21 protein-coding genes are annotated in these 18,219 nt (G+C 71.4%); 14 read left to right on the top strand and 7 right to left on the bottom strand.

The window, feature by feature from the left end; translation table 11 throughout:
• The first annotated feature begins 39 nt into the window (after positions 1-39).
• Entirely contained in the window at positions 40-1,002 is a 963-nt protein-coding gene (locus ACRY_RS04230) for an Hsp33 family molecular chaperone HslO (RefSeq protein ID WP_035186357.1), read from the top strand.
• Positions 999-1,679 carry a hypothetical protein gene (locus ACRY_RS04225; RefSeq protein WP_007422736.1) on the top strand — a complete coding sequence of 227 codons (681 nt, stop codon included), beginning with the start codon at positions 999-1,001 and terminating at the stop codon, positions 1,677-1,679. Before ACRY_RS04230 ends, ACRY_RS04225 begins: the two co-directional genes overlap by 4 nt.
• A 118-nt stretch (positions 1,680-1,797) precedes the next feature.
• Here ACRY_RS04225 and ACRY_RS04220 read toward each other — a convergent pair whose 3' ends face one another.
• On the bottom strand, positions 1,798-2,370 hold the full coding sequence (locus ACRY_RS04220) for a hypothetical protein (protein ID WP_043509042.1): 573 nt from the start codon (positions 2,368-2,370) through the stop codon (positions 1,798-1,800).
• 159 nt (positions 2,371-2,529) lie between these two features.
• Between ACRY_RS04220 and ACRY_RS04215 the strand changes: the two genes are divergently transcribed.
• Positions 2,530-3,525, top strand: coding sequence for a HoxN/HupN/NixA family nickel/cobalt transporter (locus tag ACRY_RS04215; RefSeq protein ID WP_011941468.1), 996 nt, complete (start codon positions 2,530-2,532; stop codon positions 3,523-3,525).
• On the opposite strand, the gene ACRY_RS04210 is transcribed toward ACRY_RS04215, so the two are convergent.
• The 4 genes from ACRY_RS04210 to ACRY_RS04195 are packed head-to-tail and all read right to left on the bottom strand — an operon-like array spanning position 3,428 to position 6,166.
• Positions 3,428-4,120, bottom strand: a complete 693-nt coding sequence (locus ACRY_RS04210) for a DUF6969 family protein (protein ID WP_043509041.1) — start codon at positions 4,118-4,120, stop codon at positions 3,428-3,430. The genes ACRY_RS04215 and ACRY_RS04210 overlap by 98 nt on opposite strands.
• Entirely contained in the window at positions 4,117-4,686 is a 570-nt protein-coding gene (locus ACRY_RS04205; protein WP_011941467.1) for a YeeE/YedE thiosulfate transporter family protein, read from the bottom strand. Before ACRY_RS04205 ends, ACRY_RS04210 begins: the two co-directional genes overlap by 4 nt.
• Positions 4,683-5,207, bottom strand: coding sequence for a YeeE/YedE thiosulfate transporter family protein (locus ACRY_RS04200; protein ID WP_013639350.1), 525 nt, complete (start codon positions 5,205-5,207; stop codon positions 4,683-4,685). The genes ACRY_RS04205 and ACRY_RS04200 overlap by 4 nt, the downstream gene beginning before the upstream one ends.
• A gap of 14 nt (positions 5,208-5,221) precedes the next feature.
• The gene (locus ACRY_RS04195) at positions 5,222-6,166 is read right to left on the bottom strand and encodes a sulfurtransferase (protein WP_231295333.1); all 945 of its coding nucleotides are present in this window, start codon (positions 6,164-6,166) and stop codon (positions 5,222-5,224) included.
• Here ACRY_RS04195 and ACRY_RS19585 point away from each other — a divergent pair.
• The 6 genes from ACRY_RS19585 to ACRY_RS04170 all read left to right on the top strand — a co-directional run bounded on the left by ACRY_RS19585 (position 6,165) and on the right by ACRY_RS04170 (position 12,579).
• The gene (locus ACRY_RS19585; protein WP_196796296.1) at positions 6,165-6,410 is read left to right on the top strand and encodes a hypothetical protein; all 246 of its coding nucleotides are present in this window, start codon (positions 6,165-6,167) and stop codon (positions 6,408-6,410) included. The two genes, ACRY_RS04195 and ACRY_RS19585, sit on opposite strands and share 2 nt — an antisense overlap.
• Before the next feature lie 103 nt (positions 6,411-6,513).
• Positions 6,514-8,709 carry a molybdopterin-containing oxidoreductase family protein gene (locus ACRY_RS04190; protein WP_011941465.1) on the top strand — a complete coding sequence of 732 codons (2,196 nt, stop codon included), beginning with the start codon at positions 6,514-6,516 and terminating at the stop codon, positions 8,707-8,709.
• The gene (locus ACRY_RS04185) at positions 8,709-9,251 is read left to right on the top strand and encodes a 4Fe-4S dicluster domain-containing protein (protein ID WP_011941464.1); all 543 of its coding nucleotides are present in this window, start codon (positions 8,709-8,711) and stop codon (positions 9,249-9,251) included. The genes ACRY_RS04190 and ACRY_RS04185 overlap by 1 nt, the downstream gene beginning before the upstream one ends.
• A gap of 27 nt (positions 9,252-9,278) precedes the next feature.
• Positions 9,279-10,316 (top strand): NrfD/PsrC family molybdoenzyme membrane anchor subunit, encoded by a 1,038-nt coding sequence (gene nrfD / locus ACRY_RS04180; RefSeq protein WP_011941463.1) that lies wholly within the window; start codon positions 9,279-9,281, stop codon positions 10,314-10,316.
• A gap of 16 nt (positions 10,317-10,332) precedes the next feature.
• Positions 10,333-11,010: a rhodanese-like domain-containing protein gene (locus ACRY_RS04175; protein WP_011941462.1), complete on the top strand. Its 678-nt coding sequence runs from the start codon at positions 10,333-10,335 to the stop codon at positions 11,008-11,010.
• Between the two features lie 30 nt (positions 11,011-11,040).
• Positions 11,041-12,579: a prenyltransferase gene (locus tag ACRY_RS04170; protein ID WP_011941461.1), complete on the top strand. Its 1,539-nt coding sequence runs from the start codon at positions 11,041-11,043 to the stop codon at positions 12,577-12,579.
• Here the strand turns inward: ACRY_RS04170 and ACRY_RS04165 are convergent.
• A complete protein-coding gene (locus ACRY_RS04165) occupies positions 12,561-13,007 on the bottom strand; it encodes a type II toxin-antitoxin system RatA family toxin (RefSeq protein WP_007422462.1) in 447 nt (148 codons plus the stop codon). The genes ACRY_RS04170 and ACRY_RS04165 overlap by 19 nt on opposite strands.
• A 9-nt stretch (positions 13,008-13,016) precedes the next feature.
• Positions 13,017-13,412 (bottom strand): nuclear transport factor 2 family protein, encoded by a 396-nt coding sequence (locus tag ACRY_RS04160; protein WP_011941460.1) that lies wholly within the window; start codon positions 13,410-13,412, stop codon positions 13,017-13,019.
• A gap of 152 nt (positions 13,413-13,564) precedes the next feature.
• Between ACRY_RS04160 and ACRY_RS04155 the strand changes: the two genes are divergently transcribed.
• The 5 genes from ACRY_RS04155 to ACRY_RS04135 are packed head-to-tail and all read left to right on the top strand — an operon-like array spanning position 13,565 to position 18,217.
• Positions 13,565-14,686 (top strand): hydrogenase small subunit, encoded by a 1,122-nt coding sequence (locus ACRY_RS04155; RefSeq protein ID WP_011941459.1) that lies wholly within the window; start codon positions 13,565-13,567, stop codon positions 14,684-14,686.
• Positions 14,687-14,736: 50 nt separating this feature from the next.
• Positions 14,737-16,479: a nickel-dependent hydrogenase large subunit gene (locus ACRY_RS04150; RefSeq protein WP_249296427.1), complete on the top strand. Its 1,743-nt coding sequence runs from the start codon at positions 14,737-14,739 to the stop codon at positions 16,477-16,479.
• Between the two features lie 33 nt (positions 16,480-16,512).
• Complete coding sequence (cybH, locus tag ACRY_RS04145; RefSeq protein ID WP_011941458.1) at positions 16,513-17,247, top strand: Ni/Fe-hydrogenase, b-type cytochrome subunit; 735 nt, start codon at positions 16,513-16,515, stop codon at positions 17,245-17,247.
• The gene (locus ACRY_RS04140; RefSeq protein WP_011941457.1) at positions 17,244-17,819 is read left to right on the top strand and encodes a HyaD/HybD family hydrogenase maturation endopeptidase; all 576 of its coding nucleotides are present in this window, start codon (positions 17,244-17,246) and stop codon (positions 17,817-17,819) included. Before cybH ends, ACRY_RS04140 begins: the two co-directional genes overlap by 4 nt.
• The gene (locus ACRY_RS04135; RefSeq protein WP_011941456.1) at positions 17,819-18,217 is read left to right on the top strand and encodes a hydrogenase; all 399 of its coding nucleotides are present in this window, start codon (positions 17,819-17,821) and stop codon (positions 18,215-18,217) included. The genes ACRY_RS04140 and ACRY_RS04135 overlap by 1 nt, the downstream gene beginning before the upstream one ends.
• The last annotated feature ends 2 nt before the right edge of the window (positions 18,218-18,219 follow it).

Below are 18,219 nucleotides of genomic sequence, written 5' to 3'. Positions count from 1 at the left end.
GCGATGGCAAAACGGGCGCAGTGCCTCTATTTAACGGCCATGACCGAATTGCCGCCCTTTCTCGATCGCACCCGGCCCGACGTGCCCGATATTGCCGTGCCCCGCGGTGTCACGCCGTTTTTCCTCCCGAATCAGCCGGTTCGCGGCCGGCTGGTGCGGCTCGGCCCGCTCGCCGACGCGCTGCTGACCCGGCACGACCACGCGCCCGACGTGCGCGCCCTGCTCGGCCAGGCGCTGGCGCTGGTCGCCAGCCTCGCCACCGCGCTGAAATTCACCGGCAGTTTCTCGCTCCAGGCCAAGGGCGACGGCGCCGTGCCGCTGCTGCTCGCCGACTGCACCGATGGCGGGGCGCTGCGCGGCTATGCCCGCCTGTCCGACGAGATCGCGCTACCGGAAGAGGCCACCGCGCGGGCGATGATGGGCGACGGCTACCTCGCCTTCACGGTGGACCAGGGGCCGGACATGGAGCGCCACCAGGGCATCGTCTCGCTCGAGGGCGAGAGCCTCGCGGACATGGCGCATCATTATTTCGAGACCTCCGAGCAGCTGCCCTGCCAGATCCACCTCGCCGCCGCCGAGACGCCGGCGGGCTGGCGCGCCGCGGCGCTGGTGATCGAGCGGATCGCCGGCGCCGGCGGCATCGACCCCGCGGTGAGCGAGGCCGAGCAGGAGGAAGCCTGGCGCACCGCGAAGATCCTCGCCGCGACGATCACCGACGAGGAACTGCTGGACGACACGCTGCCGCCGGAGCGCGTGCTCTACCGGCTGTTTCACGGCGAGGGCGTCGCGGTGGACCGGCCGCGGCCGCTCGCCTATGGCTGCCGCTGCTCGCGCGCCCGGCTCTCGGACGTGCTGGGCGGGTTTTCCGGAGACGATCTCGATCACATGACCATCGACGGGGACATCACGATGACGTGCGAATTCTGCAATGTCGATTTCCGCTTCCCGCGCGGCGAGATCGCCGCTGCCGCCTCGGCCGGCGAGCCGGGAGGCGCGTCATGAGGCGCCTCGCCCTCGCCGGGATCGTGCTGGCGCCGCTGGCGCTGTCGGCCTGCGCCACCGAGGCGCCGGCGCCGACGACCTTCGCCCGGCTCGACTATTCCTACCTGCCGCCGATCACCCTGAAGGTCGCCAGCATCCGCATCCGCGACGATTACCGGCCCGGACCGGACGCGGCGAAGATGATCGACCTCGCCCCCGAGCCGCCGGCGCGCGTGCTGGAGCGCATGGCGCATGAGCGGCTGGTGGCGAATGGCAGCCCCGGCTCGGCCTCGTTCGTCATCCGGCAGGCCTCGCTGCACCAGGTGGGCGACACGCTGGTGGGCACCATGACGGTCGATCTCAACGTGCGGACCAGCAACGGCCAGCGCGTCGGCTATGCCGAGGCGACCGTCTCGCGCAGCGAGACCGCGCCGACGAACGAGTCGCCGGACCGGATGCGCGCCGCGCTCTACGACCTGACCAAGACGATGATGAGCAGCATGAATGTCGAGCTGCAATACCAGATCCAGAGGAGCCTGCCCGACTGGCTCGCCTATTCGCCCGCCGGCGAGGTGGGCGGCATGGCGGCGCCGCACTACAGCCCCGACCAGGGGATCAGCGCGCAGCCTTTGCCGAACCCCGATGCCGGGCAGAATGGGCCGGCCAGCGGCACGAGCCTCGGCGGGTCGAACGACTGACCGGGCGGCATTCCGGCCCGGCAGGCGGATGCGGGCCGCGCCCCGAGGGATGCAGCCGGGCGGCGGTTTCGCCGCGATGTCCGGGGAGCGCGGCGCTATCGCCGCGACCTGAAGGCGATCAGGACGGGACCGGCGGCGCGCGGGTGTGAAGCGGGCCGGGCCGGACGGGCCGGCGGGGCGACAGGCGCGGCGCCGGCGCGGGACGCGGCGTGGCGGTAGTCGGCGCAGCGGCGCGAGCTTTGGCGGGCGCGACGGCGGGCCTCGATCGGGGCGGCAGACGCAGGCAGGCGGGCAGCCGGAGGCCGAGCGCGCGGCAGAGCGGACGGAGCAGGCGGCCGGCGCGCGGTTCGGACGCGATGAGGGCGCGGGCTTCCGGGGTTTCGAGCAGGTCGCGCAGCCGGCCGGCGACGGCGCTGGCCTCGGGCACCGGGGCGAGCAGCCAGGCGGCGCGGCGGGGCAGCGCGACGGCGGGAGTCCGCGCCGCCCGATGACGTGGGCGCGATGCGCGCCGGCGGGGCGGCGGCGCGCCGGCGGCGAGGATGGCGAACCGGCGGACGGCGCGGCGCAGCCGGGACCAGAGCAGCACGACCAGCGCGCCGTTCGCGGCGCCGAACGCGCCCTTTGCCCCGCGCGCGGCGACGGCGCCGCAAAGCGTTTCGATCAGGGCGGCGAAGCGGGCGGCGACATCCATGAACGGAACAGGAACATGAAAGCCGGGGGGTGGGCAAGCGGTTTCCGCCGGCGGCACCCGCCGGCTTGACCTGCGTCATCGACAGGAAGCGCCGGTTCCTGCGACTCCTCGGGTGACGGGACCGCGGGCGGCGTGCCGGCGGGATGTCGAGGAGGCCGGATGGCGGCGAAGCGGCAGGCAGAACCGGGCGCGGACGCATCGGCGCGGCGGGTGCTGTGGGGGCTCGGCGCCGCCAATGTCGCCGCCTGGATCTGGGCGGCGGCGGCGTTCGGCGGGGCGCCGCGGCTGCTCGGCATGGCGGGGCTGGCCTGGCTGTTCGGCCTGCGGCACGCGATGGACGCGGACCATATCGCGGCGATCGACAATGCGGTGCGGCGGCTGGCCGGGCGCGGCCGGGCCGCGAGCCTCGCCGGGCTGTTCTTCTCGCTCGGGCATTCGAGCGTCGTCGTGCTGCTGGCGGCGGCGGTCTCGTTCGGCGCGGGGGCGCTGCGGGGGCATCTCGACGCCGTGACGCGCGATGGCGCCTGGATCGGAACGATCGTCTCGGTGGGGTTTCTGGCGCTGATCGCCGGGGCGAATCTCGTGGCGTTGCGGGCGGAGACGCGCGGCGGCGCGGCGCCGGGGGGCGTGCTGAGCTGGCTGGCGCGGCCGCTGTTCCGCCTCGTGCGGCGGAGCCGGGACATGTATGCGATCGGGTTCCTGTTCGGCCTCGGCTTCGACACCGCGACGGAGATCGGGCTGCTCGCGCTCTCGGCCGCGGGGACGGCGCACGGGATCGCGGCGTGGCGGCTGATGGCGCTGCCGGCGCTGTTCACCGCCGGGATGTCGCTGGTCGATACCGCCGACAGCGCGCTGATGACGCGGGCCTATGGCTGGGCGCTGCGCGACGGGCGGGCCCGGCGGCGCTACAACGTGACGCTCACGGCGGTATCGGCCGCGATCGCGGTGGTGGTCGGCGGCGCGGAATTGCTCGGCCTGGCGGGGGACGGGTTCGGGACCGGGGCGGCGCGGGTGGCGGCGATGCTGGACGCGCACTGGTCGGGCCTCGGCATGATCATCACGCTGATGCTGGCGGGGCTGTGGCTGGCCGCGATCCGGCGCGGGCGGGCGGGGCGGATCGCGGAGCGAGCCTCCTCAGCCGCGCCGCCAGGCTGATCCGGCGGCGGCTCGGCAGGCGGAGGCGGTGATCGTCGAGGCGGGCCGGGTCGGCGGCGCCGGACGGGCCGGCGAGCCGGCGGTCGCGCGCGAGGAGGAGGGCGGCGATCTCGTCGGCGAAGAGGATCAGCAGACCGTCGAGCCAGCGGGCGACGTCGGAGGGTTCGGCATCGTGCAGGCCGGGGCGGCGCAGCCGGGCGATGAGCGCGGGCGCGGGCTGCCAGACCTCGCCGGTGACCCAGCGGTTGGTGGTGAAAAGGCGGAGCGGCAGGCCCCGCGCATCGACCGAGATGCCGGCGAGATGGGAAAATCCGCCGGCTCCCGCGGGCGGCGGCACGAAGATGTGGAAATGGCCGTGCTCGGCGGCGGGGCGCTGGCGGGCGGCGTGGGCGTGGTAGAAGAAGCGCCACGCGCTGGCGGGGGCGATGGCGTCGGGCTGCGGGTAGTGCGCCCATTCGACGAATTCGCCGCCGGGGCCGAGCAGGCGGGCGGGCGCGCTTTCGCCGCGCGCGGCCCAGGCGGCGATCTGGCCGACGACGGCCTCGGCCACCGCGGCGAGCGAGGGGGCGGCGAGCGGCGGGGCGGGCGCGGTCATGATGACGCCCGGCCGGCGGGGGCGGCGGTGAGTCGGACGACGGCGACGAGCAGGGCGAGCAGCGCGGGCAGGATGATCCAGGGCGAGAGGTGCAGCAGCTGCGGCAGGGTGAGCGCCGCCTTGCCGGTGCGGGCGTAGGCCCAGGCGCCGATGGCGGGATAGGCGCCGTTGAACAGGATCGTGCCGGCGCCGATGCCGAGCAGGAAGACCAGGCCGTCGAGCCGGCCGGAGGCCAGGGCGACGGCGGCGGTGCCGGGGCAGTAGCCGCCGACGGCCATGCCGATGCCGATCAGGGCACCGCCGAGCAGCGTGCCCCAGAGATAGAGCGAGGGGACGAAGATGCGCCCGAAGGGCAGCAGGCCGAGATCGCGGAACAGGTAGAGCAGCGTCCCGGCGACGATGATCGCGGTGAACATCACCTTGAACACCGTCCAGTCCACGAGGCGGAGCTGGCCGGTGAGGCGCGCCGGGTCGGCGAAGCCGGCGCCCTCGAGGATCGCGCCGAAGGCGAGGCCGATGAGCAGGCCGGAGAGCGAGCCGGTCCAGCCGAGGGGGAGATGGATCATCGCCCGCCCTCCCCGCCCCAGAGCGGCGCGACGAGGCGGCCGGCGAGGAGGCCGGCGGCGAAGAAGCCGATGAGGAACACGAAGCCGGCGACGGCGAGCGGCGCCGAGCCGGACAGGCCCATGCCGCTGGTGCAGCCCATGGCCATGCGCGCGCCGAAGCCGGAGGCGGTGCCGCCGAGCAGGGCGAGGGCGAGACGGACCGGCGAGGCGGCGAGGCGCGGGCCGTCGATGCGCGGGCGCAGGCGGCGGCCGAGGGCGGCGCCGGCGAGGCCGCCGAGAAGCATGCCGCCGGCTTCCCAGACGATCCACTGATCGAGGCCGGCGCGGGCATAGGCGGCGAGGTAGCTGTGCGGCGCGAGCCCGCGCGGCGACGCCGCCGCCAGGGCCGACGCGGTGGCGTAGGTCGTCGCCCCGGTGACGCCGAGCCCGTGGCCGGTGGCGAGGAAGGTGACGAACAGCAGCACCCCCAGCGCCGCCCCGGCGGCATGGGGATTCCACACGGGGCGGGGGCCGGGTTTCATCGCGCGCGGTCCGCTCAGAAGGCCGAGTGGCCGGGGACCATCGGCAGGGCGGGGTTGCGCGACCATTCCGACATCGAACCGTCGTAGAGCCGGACGCGCGGATTGGCGAGGACCTCACGCAGCACGAACCAGTCGGTCGAGGCGAAATGGCCGGTGTTGCAGAAGGTGATCGACGGCGCGCCGCGCTCGACGCCGGCGCGGTGCAGCGCCTGGGCGAGTTCGGGCATCGGGCGCACGCCCTCGCCATCGGCGGTCAGCACCGCCGAGAAGGGCAGGTTGCGCGCGCCGGGCAGCGTGCCGGCGCGGGCATCGACCGGCGCCCTGACCCGGCCCTCGAACTGGGCGGGGGGACGGGCATCGACCAGCTGGGCGGCGTGGCTGTCGAGCGTCGCGCGCACCATCGGCATCGTCGCGAGATATTCGGTGGTGGGATGCGGGACGAAGACGGCGGGGCGGAGGGGAACATTGCCGCGGGCGACCGGATCGGCCGGGTCGGCGAACCAGGCGCGGTCGCCGCCGTTGAGGATCGAGGCGTTGTCGGCACCTTCCATGCGCAGCGTCCAGAACACGCGGGCGGCGGCGTTGAAGTCGCCGCGGGCGCGGCCGGCGGGGACGATGATGACGCGGGTCGCGTTGCCGATGCCGAAATGGCCGATGACGCCGGCGATCTGCTCCGGCGGGGGCAGCATGCCGGGGATGCCGTCGCGCGGGACGCGCCAGCCATCGTTGAGGAAGCCGGTGAAGACGGCGCCGGGAATGTGGCCGGCCTCGTAGGCCGGGCGCTGGGTGGCGGTGTCGTAGACCTCGAGGATGACCTGGCCGCGGTCGTGCAGGTGGGCGCGCAGCCAGGCGGCATCGACCAGCGGCGGCGCGGATGAGGCGGGCGCGGCGCGGGCGGGCGCGGTGGCGGCGAGGCCCAGCACCGCGATGCCGAGTGCCGCGGCGGAAAGCGATGCCATGATCGCGGCGGCCGGCCGGGCCGTGGCCAAGGCGGCTGTTCTCGTCTGCATGTTCATGAAAGTTCCGCTCCTTCCTCGCGCGCCGGGCGGCATTGCCGAGCCGCGGCGCGGCGTTGCGCCGTCATCACGATGCGCGCGGCGACAAATGAAGCCGCAGCAACCGCATCGCGCTGTTCAATATTGGATGCGCGGCGGCAAGGCGTTGACGCAGGTCAATGCGGGCGACGATCGGCGGCTTTATTGACTTCATCCATGCGGATGAGGCGGTTCGGCCGTCGAACGCAAGTTGCCGGCGATGACGGGCGGCGCGCCCGAGCCGCCGGCATCGCGGGGATGGAAAAGGCGGCATGCAGAGACGCGATTTCATCAGGATGAGTTCCGCCGTCGCCTCGGCCGCGCTGCTCGGCCCGACCCTCGCCGGGTGCAGCCGCCCCGCCGAGTGGCAAAGGATGATGACCGAGGCGCCGGCGACGGAAACCCCGACCGTCTGCAATATCTGCTTCTGGGCCTGTGCCGCGAAGGTTCACACGCGCGGCGAGCGGCTGTGGAAGATCACCGGCAACCCGGAGGATGCGCATTGCGAGGGCCGGCTCTGCACGCGCGGGACCGGCGGGGTCGGCGCCTATTACGATCCGAACCGGCTGGTGCGGCCGCTGGTGCGGATGGGCAAGGGGGCGGACCAGCGCTTCGAGGTGGCGAGCTGGGACAACGCGCTGGGGCTCGTGGCCGAGCGGATGGAGAAGATCGCGCGCGAGCACGGGCCGGACCGGCTGGCGGCGCTCGTGCACGGGCCGGGGGCGGCGCATTTCAGCCATCTGGTGCGCGCCTTCGGTTCGGACAGCATCGCCGAGCCGGCCTTCGCGCAGTGCCGCGGGCCGCGCGACACCGGGTTCTTCCTGACGTTCGGCCAGGGCTTCGGCTCGCCCGAGCAGACCGACATGGCGAAGGCGCGCTGCATCGTGCTGATCGGCACGCATATCGGCGAGAACCTGCACAACAGCCAGGTGCGGACCTTCACCGACGGCATCCGCAACGATGCGACGATCATCGTCGTCGATCCGCGCTTCTCGGTCGCGGCGGGGAAGGCGAATCACTGGCTGCCGATCCGCCCCGGCACCGATATCGCGCTGCTGCTGGCGTGGATGAACGTGATTCTCGCGGAACGGCGCTACGATGCCGGATATGTGGCGCGGAACACGGTGGGGCTGGAGGCGCTGTGCGCGCACGTCGCGCCGTTCACGCCGGAATGGGCCTATGGCGAGACGGGGATCGAGCCCGCGCTGATCCGCGAGACGGCGCGGCTGATGGCGGCGGCGGCGCCGGCGACGGTGGTGCATCCGGGCCGGCACTCGACCTGGTGGGGCGACGACACGCAGCGGGCGCGGGCGATGGCGATCCTCGCCGGGCTGCTCGGGATCTGGGGCCGCGAGGGCGGCTATTACCTGCCGGAGAGCGTCGCCCTGCCCGCCTATCCGGTGCCCGCCTATCCGGTGCCGAAGACGTCGTGGCGGGAGATCGCGCTGCCGGTGTTTCCGCTGGCGGGCGCGCCGGTGACCAATGTCATTCTCGACAACGCGCACGGGGCGGACGCGCATTACAAGGGGCTGATCGTCTACGACACCAACCTGCCGATGACGATGCCCGGAATCCGCAGGACGCTGGAGGCGGCCGCGCAGTCGCTGGAGCTGATCGTCGCGGTCGACGTGCAGCCGGCCGAGGTGACCGGCTATGCCGATGTGGTGCTGCCGGAGTGCTCGTATCTCGAACGGCACGACCCGCTGCGCAACAGCGGCGAGCGGTATCCCGCGCTCGCGCTGCGGGCACCGGCGCTGCCGCCGCGCGGGGAGTCGAAGCCGGGATGGTGGATCGCACGCGAGATCGGCACGCGGCTCGGCCTTGGGCGGTATTTCCCGTGGACGGATTACACCGAGGTGATCGACTGGCAGCTGCGCCAGGTAGGCTCCTCGCTGAAGGAGCTGGAGACGACCGGGATCAGGGCCTTCCCGCGGCGGACGCCGGCGTATTTCGCGCCGGGGGAGACGCCGCGCTTCGCGACGCCGAGCGGAAAGATCGAGTTGTTCTCGGCAACCTTGCAGCAGGCGGGGTTCGATCCGCTGCCGCGCTACACGCGGCCGGAGGCGCCGCCGGCGGATCATTTCCACCTCAATTACGGCCGCGCGCCGCAGCACAGTTTCAGCCGCACGCAGAACAATCCCGTGCTCTACCAGCTGATGCCGGAGAACCTGGTGTGGATCCATCCGACGGCGGCGCGGCGCTTCGGCATTCGCAACGGAACCTATGTCCGGCTGGTGAACCAGGACGGGGTGGTGAGCAACAAGGTGCGGGTGCGGGTGACCGAGCGGACGCGGCCGGATTCGGTGTGGCTGGTGCACGGGTTCGGCCACACGGCGCCGGGGCTTTCGCTCGCGCGCGGGCGCGGCGCCGATGATTCGGCGCTGATGACGCGGGTGCTCTACGACCCGATCATGGGCGGCACCGGCATGCGGGGCAATTTCGTGACGTTCCGCAAGGAGAACGCGTGATGCCGCATTTCGCCATGGTGATCGACACGAAGACCTGCATCGGCTGCACCGACTGCGTCGATGCCTGCCGGATGGAAAACAACGTGCCGGAGGGGCTGTGCTATGACTGGGTGGTGGAGATCACCGAGGGGCGGTATCCGGAGCTGAAGACGGAATTCCGCTCGGAGCGGTGCAATCACTGCTCGAACGCCACCTGCGTCGACGCCTGCCCGACCGGGGCGAGCCAGTACTGGAACGGCAGCAACATCGTGGTGGTCGATGCGACGCGCTGCACCGGCTGCAAGGCGTGCATCGCCGCCTGCCCCTACGATTCCCGGCTGATCATGGAACCGCAGGGCTATATCGGCAAATGCACCTTCTGCGTCCATCGGGTGCAGTATGGCGAGGACCCGGCCTGCGTGGCGACCTGCCCGGCGCATGCGATGCATTTCGGGCTGCTGGACGATCCGGGCAGCGCGGTCAGCCGGCTGCTCGCCACGCGCGCGCATTACGTGCTGGCGCCGGAGACCGGCAACCAGCCCAACGTGTTCTACCTGCGTTAGTGCGGATGGCGGACGGAGGACGGGCGGATGCGTGAAGAGGTTCTGGCGAGCGTTCTGGCGAATCCCCGCGTCGAGCCGCATCTGGCGATCTGGGGATGGCAGATCGCGACCTATCTGTTTCTCGGCGGGCTGGCGGGCGGGATGATGCTGTGCTCGGGCGCGGTGATCCTCGGGCGGCGGGACGAGGATGCGCCCTTCGCCGCGCGGCGCGCGCCGCTGGTGGCGCTGGTGCTGCTGGCGGTCGGGCTCGGCGCGCTGTTCCTCGACCTCGAGCGCAAGATCAATGTGTGGCGGTTCTACACGGTCCTGCATGTGACCTCGCCGATGTCGTGGGGATCGTGGATATTGCTGCTGGTGATGCCGGCGCTGGCGGTGATGGCGCTGGGCGGGATCGACGCCGGGTTTCCGCCGCTGGCGCGATGGCTGCGGAGGCTGCCCGCGATCGGCGCGCTGGCGGGGCGGGTGATCGGGCTGAGCGTCGCGGCGCGGCGGGCGGTGGCGGCGGTGAACGTCGCGCTCGGGATCGCGCTCTGCGTCTATACCGGCGTGCTGCTTTCGGGGTTCAACGCGCGGCCGTTCTGGCATTCGGCGCTGCTCGGGCCGCTGTTCCTGGTCTCGGGCATGTCGACCGGGGCGGCGGTGATCGTTCTCGGCGCGCGCACGGCGAAGGAGCGGCACCTGTTCGGGCGGATCGATCTCGGGCTGATCCTGGCGGAGATGGCGCTGATCGGGCTGTTCCTGATCGACATGCTCAACGGCAATGCGTTGCAGCAGGCGGCGGTGGCGCTGCTGCTGGGCGGGGCGCTGACCGGGCTGTTCTGGGTCGGGTTCATGGCGCTCGGCCTCGCGCTGCCGCTGCTGATGGAGGCGGCGAGCTGGCGCCGGCCGATCGCGCTGCTGGCCGGCACCGCCTCGGTGCTGGTGCTGGTCGGCGGGTTCCTGCTGCGCGACATCGTCGTCACCGCCGGGCAGCAGACCGGCTGGCGGAGCTTCCACAACCAGTTTAACGCCGCCCTGCTCGACCGCCTGCGCCATGACGGCGAGAACCCGAACGGCCGCTTCTAGAAGGAACGCAACCATCATGGCCCGCACACCGAAACACGCCCCGCTCCTTTCGCTGCTGACCGCCGCGGCGGCCGCGGTGCCGCCGCTGCCGACGGCGCTCGCCGTGATGGCGCCGGCGGGCGCGGCACTGGCCGCCGCACCGGGCGCGACGGCGTCGACGACGCTGGCGCAGGCGATCGCGCGCGGCGACACGCAGATCGCGCCGGCCGGCGTGCGGGCGCTGATCATGGCGCAGCGGCGGGATTTCACGCTGATCGACATCCGCGCGCCGAAGGAGTTCGCCGCCGGGCATATCCGCGACGCGCGCAACGTTCCGATATCGCAACTTGCTATGCCGCAGGAGATCAACCGCCTGCGCCGCTCGCCGCAGGTGATCTTGTATGGCAACGCCACGGACAAGGCGGCCGAGGCGGCGGTGATGCTCCGGGCCTCGGGGGTGATGGCGCGGGCGATGACGGGCGGGCTCGCGGCGTGGGGACAGGCGCTGGAGGCGGCGGCGGCGCGGCCGGACCAGGCGGCGATGGTGCGGGCGCTCAACCTCTGCCCCGAGATCGTGGCGACGCCGATCGCGCCGGCCCCGGCCGCACCCGAGGCGGCCCCCGCCGCGCCGCAGGCGGCCCCCGCCGCGCCGCAGGCGGCACCGAAGGCGCCGGCCGGAACGGCGCCGGTCAATCTGAACGGCATGTGCGGCTGAGCGCGGAATTCGGGACGACGGGAGGCCGGGATGGACCAGTTCGGCGCCATGCGCCTCGGCGGCAACGCGGAGCGGGCGAGTGCGGACCAGGCGCTGACCGCGCAACTGTTCGACAAGGCGCGGCGGATGGTGATCGCCGGCGCGATCGACGGCAACCCGTCGGCAACACCGCTGCTCTGCGCGCGGGATGGGGAGGACCTCGTCTTCGCCGCCCATCGCGCCTCGCGCCTTGCCGCCCTGCTGTCGATCAATCCGCGGGCGCAGGCGATCGTCGAGACTGACGATCCGTTATTTTCGCTCCTGCTGGAGGTCACGGGCTTCTGCGTCGAGCTGCGGGAGGCGGCGGCGCGGGGGCGGGTGTTGGCGGCACTGCATGGCGGGGCCGGGCCGGATGACGCGGCGGCGCGAGAATTTGCCTGCTACCGGCTGCGGCCGACGCGGCTCGCGCTGGTGGACCGGATGGCGACGCCGCGCTTCGCCTGGCAGGCGCTGCCGCAGAACCGGCGCAGCGACGCGCGGCTGGCGCTGGACGATCTCGGCGGGTGGATGCGGCTGTGGATCCGCACCGTGCGGGCACCGTTCTTCACCGCCGCGATCGTGCCGGTGCTGCTGGGCGGGGCGGTGGCGCGGTTCGCGATGGCACGGGCCGGGACCGGGGCGGACTGGCCGTGGGCGCTGTTCCTCTGGTGCATCGCGGGCGTTCTGCTGGCGGCGGCGGGGACGAACCTGATCAACGATTACGGCGACCACGAGACCGGGGCCGACGAGGGCAACGAGGTTGGCGGCAATCCGTTCACCGGGGGCAGCCGGGCGATCCAGCTCGGGATGGTGGCGGCGTGGAAAGTGCTGCTGGGCAGCGCGATCTGCTTCGGCGGCACGGTCGCGATCGGGCTGCACATCAACGCGGCACTCGCCGGCCACGCGCTGGCGCCGACGCCGCTGCTCGGCTTCGGCGTGATCGGCTGCGCACTCGGCATCATGTATACCATGGGGCCGTTCCGGCTGAGCTATCGCGGGCTCGGCGAGGTCGCGGTGCCGCTCGGCTTCGGGCCGGTGATCGTGCTCGGCACCGCCTATGTGCTGGCGAAGGCGATGCACGTGCCGGTGCCCTGGCTGGCGGGGCTGCTGGCCGCCCTGCCGGTTTCGGTGTTCGTGCTGCTGATCCTGTGGATCAACCAGTTCCAGGACGCGCCGGCCGATGCGGCGGCGGGCAAGCGGACCTGGGTGGTGCGGCTGGCGGAGACGGCGGGCGGCGACATCGATTTCCGGCGGCCGTTCCGCGCCTATCTGGCGCTGGATGCCGCGGGGTTCGGGCTGATCGCGCTGCTCGGGCTGATCGGGCGGGCCGATCCGGCGCTGGCGACACGATATGCGTTCCTCGCGCTGCTGCCGCTGCCGCTCGCCCTCGTCGCTGCGCGCAAGGGGAGCTTGTGGGTGCGGCGCTGGCGGGCGGCGCCGGGCGAGCGGGCGCGGTTGCCGTTCGAGCTGCTCGGGGTGAACGCGATCACCATCGGCGTGCACCTGGCGACGGGGCTGCTGCTGGCGCTCGCCTATCTTCTCGCGGGGTGAGCGGCGCGGCCCCTCGCCTCCCGCTCGAACGCCGCGACCACCCGCCAGAGCAGCACCGGCACGAGGCGCGATGCCATCGCATCGAGCGGGCGGGAGTCGAATTCGACCGCGAGTTCGGCGCGGATCAGCGTTGCCGCCGGGCGCATCTCGCGCAGCGACCAGGACAGGGCGAAATCGCGGAAGGGGTGCGAGGCCGAACGGATGGCGATGCGGTGCGGCGGGTCGAGGGTGGCGGCGGAGACGAAGTCCATCCGCAGGCCCATGATGCTGACGGCCTGGCGCACCGTCATCCGGCGCGCGGTGCGCTCGAGGATGGTCGCGGAGAGCCAGAAGGGGACGAAGCGGGGATAGGATTCGATGTCGGCGATCAGGTCGTAGGCCGCGGCGACCGGGATCGCGAGGCGCCGCTCGATCCGGCAGGAGGCCATGACGCGCCGTCAGTCCGACGGGGCGACGAGCGGGGCGAGGTCGGCGTAGATGCGGTAGTCGGTGATGCCGAGATCGGAGACGCGCCAGATGGTGGCGGCCGGAAGGGAGACCACCGATCCGTCGCGGCGGCGGTAGAGCACGGTGAGCTGGGTGATGACGGAATCGCCGACATGCCAGACATCGATGATGTCGTGCCGCAATTCGCGGATGGCGGCGAAGAATGCCGTGACCGCGGCGCGGATGGCGGCGGGGCCGATGACGGGGGCGGCATTGCCGAAGACAAACATGCCGTTATTGGCGAAGAGCGACGCGAAGGCGGCGGCGTCCTGGCGGTCGATCGCGGCGAAGACCTTCGCCGCATCGGCGAGGTGGGACGGGGATCGGTCGGGCGTCCTGTTGTCCATGGCGACGTCATTACGCCATTCCGCGTTGGCCGGGCTTGACCTAGATCAATGAAGGTTCGCTGTGCCGGCCGCAACATGACGTCATTATTGGGTCGAACAGAAAACACTTCGGCAGAACCAGCCCAGTGGCGCCGGGGCGAGGAGGACCTGTCATGCCGGACGAGTCGCGAACCTTCTATGAGCTGATGCGCGCGCAGGGAACCAGCCGCCGCTCGTTCCTGAAATTCTGCAGCCTGACCGCCGCGGCACTCGGGCTCGACCCGATCTATGCGACGCGGATCGCGCATGCGATGGAGACCAAGCCGCGGATTCCGGTGCTCTGGATGCATGGGCTGGAATGCACGTGCTGTTCGGAATCGTTCATCCGCTCGGGCCATCCGCTGGCGCGGGATGTGATCCTGAAGATGATCTCGCTCGATTACGACGACACGCTGATGGCGGCGGCCGGGCACCAGGCGGAGTCGATCCTCGATGAAATTCCGAGGAAGTACAAGGGCCGTTACATTCTGGCGGTGGAGGGCAACCCGCCGCTGAACGAGGACGGCATGTACTGCATCGTCGGCGGCAAGCCCTTCGTCGAGAAGCTCAAGGCGGTGGCGGCGGATGCGATGGCGGTGATCGCCTGGGGGGCCTGCGCCTCGTGGGGATGCGTGCAGGCGGCGCGGCCGAACCCGACCGCGGCGACGCCGATCGACAAGGTGATCACCGGCAAGCCGATCATCAAGGTGCCGGGCTGCCCGCCGATCGCGGAGGTGATGACCGGCGTGATCACCTACATGGTGACGTTCGGGCGGCTGCCGGAGCTGGACGCGCGGGGCCGGCCGCTGATGTTCTATGGTCAGCGGATCCACGACAAATGTTATCGGCGGCCGCATTTCGACGCCGGCGAGTTCGTCGAGGCGTGGGACGACGAGGGGGCGCGCGAGGGCTATTGCCTCTACAAGATGGGCTGCCGGGGGCCGACCACCTACAACGCCTGCTCGACGACGCGGTGGAATGGCGGCGTGTCGTTCCCGATCCAGTCCGGGCATGGCTGCATCGGCTGCGCCGAGGACAATTTCTGGGATAATGGCCCGTTCTACCAGCGGCTTTCGCATATCGGCGCGGGATTCGGCATCGAGGCGACGGCGGACGAGGTGGGCGCGGTGGTCGCGGGCGCCGCGGGGGCCGGCATTCTCGCGCATGCGGGGGCGAGCGTGGTCAAGCACATGCGGGGCAAGCCGCCTTCCGACGATGCGGCACGACACAGCGGCGATGAAGGAGACAGGCCGTGACCAGCGTCAGCACGCCGAACGGCTTCACGCTCGATGCGGGCGGCAAGCGCATGGTGGTCGATCCGGTGACGCGGATCGAGGGGCACATGCGCTGCGAGGTGAATCTCGACGAGAACAACGTGATCCGCAACGCGGTCTCCTCGGGGACGATGTGGCGCGGGCTGGAGGTGATCCTGAAGGGGCGCGACCCGCGGGATGCCTGGGCGTTCTGCGAGCGGATCTGCGGCGTGTGCACCGGGGTGCATGCGCTCGCCTCGGTGCGGACGGTGGAGGACGCGCTGGGAATCCGGATTCCGGCCAACGCCAACACGATCCGCAACCTGATCACCGCCTCGCTCTGGGCGCAGGATCATCTCGTGCATTTCTACCACCTGCACGCGCTGGACTGGGTGGACGTGGTGAGCGCGCTGAAGGCCGACCCGAAGGCGACGAGCGCGCTGGCGCAGTCGATCTCGCCGTGGCCGAATTCCTCGCCGGGCTATTTCCGCGACGTGCAGACGCGGTTGCAGAAATTCGTGGACTCGGGCCAGCTCGGGCCGTTCATGAACGGCTACTGGGGCAACCCGGCCTACAAGCTGCCGCCCGAGGCGAACCTGATGGCGGTGTCGCACTATCTGGAGGCGCTCGATTTCCAGCGCGAGATCGTCAAGATCCATACCGTGTTCGGCGGCAAGAACCCGCATCCGAACTGGCTGGTCGGCGGGATGGCCTGCGCGATCAATCTCGACGGTCCGCTCGCCGCCGGCGCGCCGGTGAACATGGTGCAGCTCAATCTGGTGTCGTCGATCATCGACCAGACCATCGCGTTCATCGACCAGGTCTATATTCCGGACCTGAAGGCCATCGCCTCGTTCTACAAGACCTGGCAGTACGGGCGCGGGCTGGCGGGGCGCAACGTGATGTCGTACGGCGAGTTCCCGTTCGAGGCGAACGCGTGGACGGACCGGAACCTGATGATTCCGCGCGGCGCGATCGTCAACGGCAACCTCGCCGAAATTCACGAGGTGGATGCGCGCGACCCGGGGCAGATCCAGGAATTCGTCGATCATTCCTGGTACAAATACCCGAACGAGTCCGTGGGCCTGCACCCGTGGTCGGGGATCACCGATCCGGATTTCCGGCTCGGGGCCAAGACCGTCGGCACCAGGACGGATATCCGCCAGCTCGATGAATCGGAGAAATACTCCTTCATCAAGGCGCCGCGCTGGCGCGGCCATGCGATGGAGGTGGGGCCGCTTTCGCGCTTCACCATCGGCTATGCCAGGGGGATGGCGGAATTCAAGGAGCCGGTCGACCGGCTGCTGAAGGATCTCGGCCTGCCCTTCGAGGCGCTGTTCACCACACTCGGCCGCACCGCCGCGCGGGGGCTGGAAGCCTCGTGGGCGGCGCATGCGATGCGCCGGCTGCACGACCAGCTGATGGACAATCTCAAGGCCGGCGATCTCGCCACCGCGAGCACGGCGAAATGGGAGCCGGCGAGCTGGCCGGCGGAGGCGAAGGGCGTGGGGCTGGTGGAGGCGCCGCGCGGGGCGCTCGGGCACTGGATTCATATCCGCAACGGAAAAATCGAGGCCTATCAGGCGGTGGTGCCGACGACGTGGAACGGCTCGCCGCGCGACCCGGCCGGCAATATCGGCGCCTTCGAGGCGGCGCTGCTCAACACGCCGCTCGCCAATGCCGAGCAGCCGCTGGAGATCCTGCGCACGCTGCACAGTTTCGATCCGTGCCTCGCCTGCTCGACGCATGTGATGGCGCCGGATGGCGGCGAGCTGGTGCGCGTGCAGGTGCTCTGAGGGATCGTCGGAAACAGGATCGGGGATCGTGCCATGACGGCAGACACGCAGACGACGCCTACGGATCTCGCGCAGGGGGCGACGGCGAGGCGGGTGAGCGCGCCGGTCTATGTGTACGAGCTGCCGGTGCGGATCTGGCACTGGGTGATGGCGCTGTCGATCGTGATTTTGTCGATCACCGGATTCCTGATCGCCGATCCGCTGTGGCCGTTGCAGGTCGGCCAGCCGAGCCAGCATTTCCTGATGGGCGACATCCGCACGATCCATTTCATCACCGGCGACGTGTTCGCGGTGGCGATGCTGGTGCGGATCTACTGGGCGATCGTCGGCAACCGGTATGCGCGGGAGATTTTCGCGCCCGCGGTCTGGCGGCGGTCGTGGCGGCGCGAGTTCGCCAGGACGATCCGCTGGTACCTGTTCCTCGAACGCGAGACGAGCAAGGAGATCGGGCATAATCCGCTGGCGCAGCTTGCGATGTTCGCGATGTTCACGCTCGGCGTGCTGTTCCAGATCGTCACCGGCTTCGCGCTGTTCGGCGAGGGGACCGGCCATGGCACCTGGGCCTTTGCGCTGTTCACGAGCTGGGTGATGCCGCTCTTCGGCAACAGCCAGGCGGTGCACACGTGGCATCACCTGGCGATGTGGTACCTGATCCTGTTCGCGATGGTCCATGTCTACATGTCGGTGCGGGAGGACATCATGTCGCGGCAGACGATGATCAGCACGATGATCAATGGCTGGCGCTTCTTCAAGGACGACCGGGAATGAGCCGCGGGGCGACGGTGCTCGGGATCGGTAACGTGCTCTGGGCGGACGAGGGGTTCGGCGTGCGCGCGGTGGAGGCGCTGAATGCCGGCTGGACGTGCGGGCCGGAGGTGCGCCTCGTCGATGGCGGAACGCAGGGGCTGGCGCTGCTGCCGGTGGTGGGCGAGGCCGGGCTTCTGGTCATTCTCGACGCGGTGGATTTCGGGCTGGCGCCGGGGACGCTGATGGTGGCGGCCGACGACGATGTGCCGCGCTACCTGACCGCAAAGAAGCTGAGCCTGCACCAGACGAGTTTCCAGGACGTGCTGGCGCTGGCGCAGATTTCGGGGCGGGCGCCGGCGCGGATGGTGCTGGTCGGCGTGCAGCCCTGCGACCTCGACACCTATGGCGGCGGGCTGTCGGCGCCGGTGGCGGCGCGGATCGGCGAGGCGGTGGACCTCGTGCGGGCGCATCTGGCCGGGGCGGGGTTCGCGCTCGCGCCGCGCGCGGCCGGCGAGGAGGCGGAGCCGCTCGGCCCGGCCGCGGTGGCGATGACGTTCGGCGGACCGGCGGCGCAGATAGCGGAGGCATCGTGATGGCGGGATCGGCGGCACTGGCGCGGCTCGCGGCGGCGGAGGGCGTGCGGGAGCTGGGCGGCGACGGGCTGGAGGCGGCGCTGGCCGAGGGCACGACGCTGGTCCTGTTCACCGGCGATCCGGCGCGGCACCGGGAGATCGACGATGTCGCCGTGATCGTGCCGGAGCTTGCGAAGGCGTTCGCGGGGCGGTTCCGCTGCGCGATGGTGGACCCGGACCGGGAGCGGGCGGCGGCGGCGCGGTTCAGGGTGGTGGTCCGCCCGACGCTCGTTCTGGTGCATGAGGGGGCGATGATCGGCAGCGTCGCGCGGATGCGGAGCTGGGCGGAGTATCTGGAGGCGATCGGCGGGATGCTCGACCGGATCGGCGCGCCGGCGGCCGCCGCGATGGAGGCCTGACG

This window comes from Acidiphilium cryptum JF-5 (genome assembly GCF_000016725.1).
Lineage (GTDB): Bacteria > Pseudomonadota > Alphaproteobacteria > Acetobacterales > Acetobacteraceae > Acidiphilium > Acidiphilium multivorum.
This window is presented reverse-complemented; position numbering and strand designations above follow the sequence as displayed.